This window comes from Bradyrhizobium sp., assembly GCF_049512235.1.
In the GTDB taxonomy this organism is placed as follows: domain Bacteria; phylum Pseudomonadota; class Alphaproteobacteria; order Rhizobiales; family Xanthobacteraceae; genus Bradyrhizobium.
Window position 1 is genome coordinate 1 of record NZ_JBEKXH010000330.1, and the last position, 7,149, is coordinate 7,149.

Sequence of the window (7,149 nt, forward strand, 5' to 3'; positions counted from 1 at the left end):
TCACCTCAACCCCGCAAGCGGGGCGAGGGATTTCACCGCCGTTGCCGGGATATCGAGCCGTAAACCCAAACCGATCAGCATCGCGTTTCGAACAAGGTTTGGATCGGCCCAACGCGCAGCGTCCGCTTGTTTTTCCGCGCGCGAGAGCCCGCTATCCCATGCGCGGCATGCCCAGCGGGCGGGCTTCCCGGGTCTGCGCCGCGAGCCTGATCGCGGCATTGGCGGCGCCAAAACCCTGGTAGTTGCGGCGTTCGACGATCTCGAAGAAAAACCGCTCGTCGAAAACATGGCTGTAGATCTGGAAGAATTCGCCGTCGCCTTCGCGATCGTACAGGATCTGGTTGTCGCGAAGGTCAGCCATCGCAGCCGCGTCGAGACCGTATTTGGCTTCGATATCGTCGTAGTAGTTGTCGGGAATTTTCAGGAAGTCCATTCCGCGCGCCCGCATGTCGGCGACCGCGGCGAAAATGTCGGTGCACGAAAACGCCACGTGCTGCACGCCGGAGCCAAAAAATTCGTTGATGAAGCGGGCCGACAGCGTGCGCGTGGCCGACGAGCCGTTGAGGATGACGCGCAGGCCTTGATTGCCGCTGATCAGCGCCTGGCTCTGGACCAGCCCCAGGGGATCGGCGATCTCGAACTGCGGCAGGCGCTGCAGATCGAGTATTCCGGTATAGAACAACAGCCACGACAGCATTTCGTCGTAAGGCATCGACTGCGAGATGTGATCGACGGTGCCGAGACGGTCGGTCGCCGCATCGCTGCTCAACGCCGCGAAGTCGGTGTCCCAGTTCTTGCCGGGGGCATCCAGAAAATACAGCAGGCTGCCGCCGACGCCCCGGATCGCGGGGATCTCGAGTTCGCCCGGCCCGACCGGCTGATAGAAGGTCCGCGCCCGCAGCGCCTCGGCGCGCATCATGGTCTTGTCGACGTCATCGACATCGATGGCGATGGCGCAGACGCCCGGGCCGTGGGTGATGTAGTGCGAATGGGCAAAACCGTCCGGCTCGCAATTGATGACGAGTTCGATATGGCCTTGCGACCAGCGCTCGACGTCCTTGCTGCGATGGGAACCGGTCTTGCGAAAGCCGAGCTGGCCGAACAGCGCGGCCAGCTCCTGGGCTTTGGCCTCGTTGATGGCGAACTCGATAAACCCGACGCCGCGGCTGCGCGCTTTCGGCTGCAGGGTGGCCACCGCCGCACCGGATGAGCTTTCCGTAAGCTGATCCTCGAGCAGGATCAGCGAACGCAGCCCGTCGGTCGCGGTCCGGACCGCCGAGCCGGAGCGGAACTGATCGTTGAAAATCTCCAGCGACAGCGGGCCGTCATACCCGGTCGCCCGCACCGCTTCCATGAAGGCCCCGACCGGCAGGTCGCCCTGGCCCGGAAAGCAGCGGAAATGCCGGCTCCAGGACAGCACATCGAGGCCGAGCTTCGGCGCGTCCGCGAGCTGCACCAGAAAAATCTTGTCCGCCGGGATCGATGGGATCGCGGTAACCGGAAAACCCGGCGCCAGCGCGTGGAAGCTGTCGAGAATGACCCCGATCGATTTGTGGTCGGCGCGGCGCACGATTTCCCAGGCGTCGCGATAGTCGTTGACGTGGCGTCCCCAGGCCAGCGCCTCGAAGCCGACGCGCAGGCCGTGCGCAGCGGCAAGTTCGCCAAGCGCGCGAAAATCGGCCGCGGCGCGATCGATGCCGCCGAGCGAGGCCGTTGAAATATTGCTGCAGACCAGCAGCAGATCGGTCTGCAATTCGGCCATCAGGTCGAACTTGCGGGCGGCTCTTGCGAAGTTGCGGCTGCGTTGCGGCTCGGGCATGCCCTCGAAATCGCGAAAGGGCTGGAACGCGCAAACCGCAAGACCAAGATCGCGGCAGAGCTTTCCGACGTCGCGGGGACTGCCGTTGAAAGACAACAGGTCGTTTTCGAAAATCTCGACCGTGTCGAACCCGGCGGCGGCGATGGCGCGCAGCTTTTCATCGAGCGAGCCGCTGAGCGAGACGGTGGCGATCGAGTGCTTGGTCATGCAATTTGCTCCAGGATGCGCCCAGGCGAAGAGGGCGGCGCCTCGCGCAAGGCTTGGACGAAGGAAATCGCGCCATGGCTCGCGGGCCGCGATCAGAAGCCGCTGAAGGGCGATGGCAGGGTGTCGAACAGCTCCAGCCGGTCAAGATTTGGCACCGGTCCGGGACCGGTCCTGTCTCCCAGATACATGGTGCTGTCGGTGGTCTCACGGAAGCACGGCCAGCGCGGCAGGCCGGGCGCGTTGGGACTTCCGCTGTAGGCGTAGGCGACCCAGTAGGCTTGCAGCCGATCGGAAAGCATCCGGTCGGCGGTCGTCCAGTCCCGGTTCAACCCATCGAGGGTGCCGAAAAGATAGGGATATTCCGAGCTGTGGAAGCTGCCGAGGCCGCCGGCGGTGTCGATCTCGTCATAGCTGGCGCCAGGCCGAAGCGGTTGCGGATGATTGAAGTGATAGAGATAGGTGGCATGGCCGTTGCTGGCGTGCAGCCGCGCGACGCTCCAGGGTCCCCATGCGAACAGGCTGTCGCGGACCACCGCCTTGTTCGCCGTCTTGGCTTCCTCGTCGCTGCGCGCCGGGTACAAGATCATGAGCCGATCGGCAATGTCGGGATACTTCCGTCGCAGCCACTGCTGATAATCGGCGACAGACTTGGCATGCGGAAAGGTCGTTCCTTCGTCCTCATTCCATCCCGTAAGCAGGCCGGCGGGAGCTTCCTTGCCGTCCGCAAAGACCGTGTAGGGATTGGCCGGCAGGAACCAGCCGTCCACAATGGGGCTCATCGCCACCTGCGTTTCGAGAAGCTTTTCCGGCGGCAGCTGCCGCAGGTCGGCCAGCGAAGGTGCGTTGAGCTTGGCGGCAAGATCAAGGCCGCCTTTCTCGGCTTCGGCAAGACCTGCCATGCTCTTGTTGGCGAACCCGAAGCTTTCGGAGATGCCGCGCGCGAAAAGTCCGCGCGCCAGCGGGGAAGCGAACAGAAAAGTGACGGAGGCGGCTCCGGCCGATTGGCCGAAGATTGTGACGTTATCGGGATCGCCGCCGAAGGCGGCGATGTTGCGCTTCACCCAGTTCAGCCCCGCGACCTGATCGAGCAGGCCGTAATTGCCGGAGGCGCGTTGCGGCGATTCAGCCGTCAGTTCGGGATGGGCCAGGAAGCCGAAGATCCCGACACGGTAGTTGATCGAGACCACGATGACCCCGCGATGGGCCAGCCTTGAGCCGTCGAACACAGGATTGGCTGCGGACCCCTGCTGAAAGCCGCCGCCATAGATCCAGACCATGACTGGAAGCTTGGCGCCCTCCGCGTCACTGGGGGCCCAGACATTGAGATAAAGGCAATCCTCGCTCGTGGGCTGATCGCCGGCATACTCGTAATAGACCGAGGTTTTGGAGCGTGCCGGTTGCATGCACTGGGCGCCATAGGATGTCGCGGCCCGCGCGGGCCGCCAGGCGGCCGCCGGTTGCGGCGGCTTCCACCTGAGATCGCCGACCGGCGGGGCAGCAAAGGGGATGCCGAGAAACGCGCGCACCGCGGTGTTGAGCTGAAACTTCCCGACCACTTCGCCGGTCTCAACGCGCACCGTGCGGCCGGCGCTTTCGGCGTGGGCCGCTGCGCCGGCCAACAGGGATCCGATCAAGACACCCGCAATTGCTAGTCGCATGTCAACCTCCCCTGGATTTATGGCCCGCGGCCTTGTCTTCAGCCGCGTTGTCAAGCTGCGTGCGAAGCGGAATATCCTTTTGCCATCACGCCGTCGAATGCAATTGCTATTTCGGCGGTAGTTAATTTTTGTTCCGGATCCGCGCCGCCGGCTTCCGGGCGCCGCTGCGCGCAAGTCCGACGGCCTGCATTTCGGCCCGCAGGCAGTCGATGAAATGCTCGACGTGGAGCGACAGCGCCGCGCCGCGCTTCACCGCGATGTAGGTATCGAATGGGGTCGGCTCGGTGATGCGCAGCAGCTCGATACCGGGGTAGCCGCCATGGGCGACGGTGAACTGGTCGATCACGGCAATGCCGAGCCCGGCCTTTACCAGCGCGCACACCGTGGTGCCGAAGCGGGCCCGGATGGTGATATCGTAGCTGAGCTTCTTGCGGGCGAAGATCTCGGCCATGATCCGGCCATAGGGGTCGTTGGGATCGATGCCGATCAGCGGATAGCGGATGATTTCGGCGGCGGAAACCTGCTTGCGCCCGGCCAGTTCGTGCCCGTCGGGGACGATGCAAAACAGCTCGCCCGACGCCAGCGGCAGGAAGTCGAGGCCGGGGTGATCGAGCCGATAGCTCATGGCGACGCAATCGCCCCTGCCGAGCAGCAGATAATCGACCGCCTCCTCGATCTTGAGAATGTTGATATCGATGCGCAGCTCGGGGTAGCGCCGCCGCACCCGCTCGATGGCGCGGGGCACCATGACCTGCGAAATGCTCGGCACCGAGCCGATGCGCAGTTCCGACAAGGCGCCGCGGCCGATCTTGGAGATGATCTCGGTGAGATCGTCGACCTTCTTGTAGACGCCGTTGATCTGCTCGAAAATGCTCTCGGCTTCCGGCGTCGGAAAATAGCGGCCATTCTGGCGCTGGAAGAATCGGATGCCGAGCGATTTCTCGGTATATTTCACCAGCCGGCTGATGCCGGGTGCCGACACATTGAGAAGCCTGGCCGCGCCGCCGATGGTGCCTGTCACCATCACGGCACGGATCACTTCAACCTGGCGCAGCGTCATCATGGGAGCCTCAGCCTGCCCTGAAATGCGGTTGCGACGGCGCCCAGCAGCAACATTGCCGCCGAGACGTTGAGCGCATAGGACAGGCTGCCGAACGCGTCGGTGATGGCGCCGATCGCGATCGGCCCCAGCATCTGGCCGATGCCGAACGCAATCGTCATCGCGGCAATGCCCGCGGGCCAGGCGGATGGCGGATAGTTGTAGCGCACGAAGGCGGTGGTCGATCCCACCACCGCGAAAAAGGCCACCCCGAACACGACCGCCGAGCTTGCCAGCAGAAACGCCGAGTGCCCGAACAGCGGCAGCGCCGCGCCGGCCGCGTTGACGGAAAGAATGATCGCGGTTGAGATGCCGCCGCGGTCGAGCGCCAGCACGCCCCGCCATAGCCATGGTGTCGCGAACGCGCTGAGGCCGATCAGGCTCCAGAACGCGCTCTGCGCCGTCGCGCCGCCGCCGGCGTCGCGGACATAGGCGATCATGAAGGTCATGTAGGCGATATATCCGGCGCCGAACAGAAAATAGCCGATCAGATAGATCAGGGCCGGCGCAATCGCGAAGTCCGCCGGCCTGGCATCGGGGAGTGCGGCATGGGCATCGAGCGGCGCCAGCAGCAGCGGCACGATCATGACGGCCGAAAGCAGCGTCATCGCCCACCACACGATCCACCATGATCCCGGTCCGAATGCCCGCAACACGAACGGCGCGATCAGGCCTGACGACAGGATGCCGAGCCCGGGCCCGGCGTAGTAGAGGCTCAGCAGAAAATTGGCGCGCGCCGGGTGCGACTGCGCGATTTGAGCCGCCAGCGCCCCGCCGGCGACGAACCCGGCCGCGGCGCCCAGTCCCGCGAGCAGCCGCGCCAAGCTCAAAACGACAAAATTGCCGGTCAGCGCGCACAGCGCCAACGCCAGCACGCAGGCCAGCGTGCCCCAGCGCACCGCTGCCGACAGTCCGAACCGCTTCGCCAGCCGCGAGGCCATCAGCGCGCCGGCGAGATACCCGGCCGCATTGATGGTATTCATGAAACCCGCCGCCGAATAGGACCAGCCGAGCGCATCGCGCATGTCCGGCAGCACCAGCGCATAGGCGAAGCGCCCGATGCCAAGTCCGATGGTCGGCCCCAGCGACAGGATCAGGATCAGCCTCGCCGGATGCGCGGGTGGCGGGGGATGGGGGGCTTTCACGGGGGACTCCGGCAACGGCCCGCATTCTGGCAGGCCGGGCGCAGGTTGCACAGGCGCGCGGCAGCAAGGGTGGCTTGCCCTTCGCGCAACGGCGCGCGCTACGAGCCGCATGTCGCTGCTCCAACCCCGTCATTGCGAGCGCAGCGAAGCAATCCATCTGGCGGCGTACTCTGGGCTTGGATTGCTTCGCACACCGGCCGGCGCTTTTGCGCCGAGCCGGTGGCTCGCAATGACGGTATCAGCCGGCCGTTATTTCTGGGTGAACTGCGAGCGACAACTCGCTGTCGGCCGGCGCCCCCAGGCCGGCGGACGACCTGATGGCGGAGGGAAGGGTTCGCTTGGCCGAGGAACGAGGTTGTGCGGGGCCTGAACCTACTCCGTTGCGGGTAATGATGGGAGCGAGATAGTCTGTTGCCGGGCCGGGGTCGCGGGCAGAGGTCGCCTTCTGGCCCTTGAGACCGCTTTACGAAGGGGCAACCTTGCACGAACCCAAGACCTATCAAGGGATCATGGTGTCGAGCACCTTCACTGATTTGGAGGAACATCGACAAAAAGTGATCAAGGCGATCGAGACGCTTGGCTGTAAGGCGAACGTCATGGAAAATGACGGAGCCCGCGCCGACGCCGACGTGATTGATTCGTCCCTGAACATGGTGCGTGATTCCGTCGCCTATGTCGGCGTCATCAGTCTCAAATACGGCCAGACGCCATTCGACTCCGAACGAAATCCCGATCGATTGTCGATCACTGAACTGGAGTTCAACGAAGCGACACGGCTGAAGCGGCCGATCATTCTGTTCGTGATGGGTGACAAACACCCGGTCGTGAAGGCAGACGTCGAGCTCGATCCGAATAAGATGAAGAAGCTCGACGCTTTTCGCGAGCGCGCCAAACGCATGCGTGAGGGAAGCGATGTCAATCGGGTGTATGCGACATTCGAAAGCTCGGGGCAGTTCGCTGCAGCCGCAGCCGTTGCCGTCGGGCGGCTGATTAAATATCTCGAATCAAGCAGCGGTCAGACTGCAGAGGCGTCCATGCCGACCGACAAGGCCCCGGTCCAGGCATTGACCAATATCCCCATCAACCTGCCGCGACATTTCCTCGGCCGCGAGGACGACCTCGCCGCGATCGACGCCGCGCTGACGAGCAGCAACGGCCGCGCCGCCATCACGGCGCTGCACGGGCTGCGCGGTGTCGGCAAGACCACGCTGGCGGCGGCCT

Annotated in this window: 5 protein-coding genes; 1 reads left to right on the forward strand and 4 read right to left on the reverse strand. The window is 64.3% G+C overall.

Going from position 1 to position 7,149, the window contains the following annotated elements:
* Positions 1-151 precede the first annotated feature (151 nt).
* The 4 genes from ABSG20_RS25100 to ABSG20_RS25115 form a co-directional block, all read right to left on the reverse strand.
* Positions 152-2,026 carry a bifunctional sugar phosphate isomerase/epimerase/4-hydroxyphenylpyruvate dioxygenase family protein gene (locus ABSG20_RS25100; RefSeq protein ID WP_423867191.1) on the reverse strand — a complete coding sequence of 625 codons (1,875 nt, stop codon included), beginning with the start codon at positions 2,024-2,026 and terminating at the stop codon, positions 152-154.
* Positions 2,027-2,118: 92 nt separating this feature from the next.
* A complete protein-coding gene (locus tag ABSG20_RS25105) occupies positions 2,119-3,684 on the reverse strand; it encodes a carboxylesterase/lipase family protein (RefSeq protein WP_423867192.1) in 1,566 nt (521 codons plus the stop codon).
* 121 nt (positions 3,685-3,805) lie between these two features.
* On the reverse strand, positions 3,806-4,747 hold the full coding sequence (locus ABSG20_RS25110) for a LysR family transcriptional regulator (protein ID WP_423867193.1): 942 nt from the start codon (positions 4,745-4,747) through the stop codon (positions 3,806-3,808).
* The gene (locus tag ABSG20_RS25115) at positions 4,744-5,928 is read right to left on the reverse strand and encodes a YbfB/YjiJ family MFS transporter (protein ID WP_423867194.1); all 1,185 of its coding nucleotides are present in this window, start codon (positions 5,926-5,928) and stop codon (positions 4,744-4,746) included. The genes ABSG20_RS25110 and ABSG20_RS25115 overlap by 4 nt, the downstream gene beginning before the upstream one ends.
* Positions 5,929-6,437: 509 nt before the next feature.
* Between ABSG20_RS25115 and ABSG20_RS25120 the strand changes: the two genes are divergently transcribed.
* Positions 6,438-7,149, forward strand: a 712-nt coding sequence (locus tag ABSG20_RS25120) for a DUF4062 domain-containing protein (protein ID WP_423867195.1), incomplete at its 3' end; no start/stop codon positions are given.

Coding starts and splice junctions, on each gene's coding strand:
- ABSG20_RS25105 (WP_423867192.1), bottom strand. CDS start 3,684: ATGCGACTAGCAATTGCGGGTGTCTTGATCGGATCCCTGTTGGCCGGC.
- ABSG20_RS25110 (WP_423867193.1), bottom strand. CDS start 4,747: ATGATGACGCTGCGCCAGGTTGAAGTGATCCGTGCCGTGATGGTGACA.
- ABSG20_RS25100 (WP_423867191.1), bottom strand. CDS start 2,026: ATGACCAAGCACTCGATCGCCACCGTCTCGCTCAGCGGCTCGCTCGAT.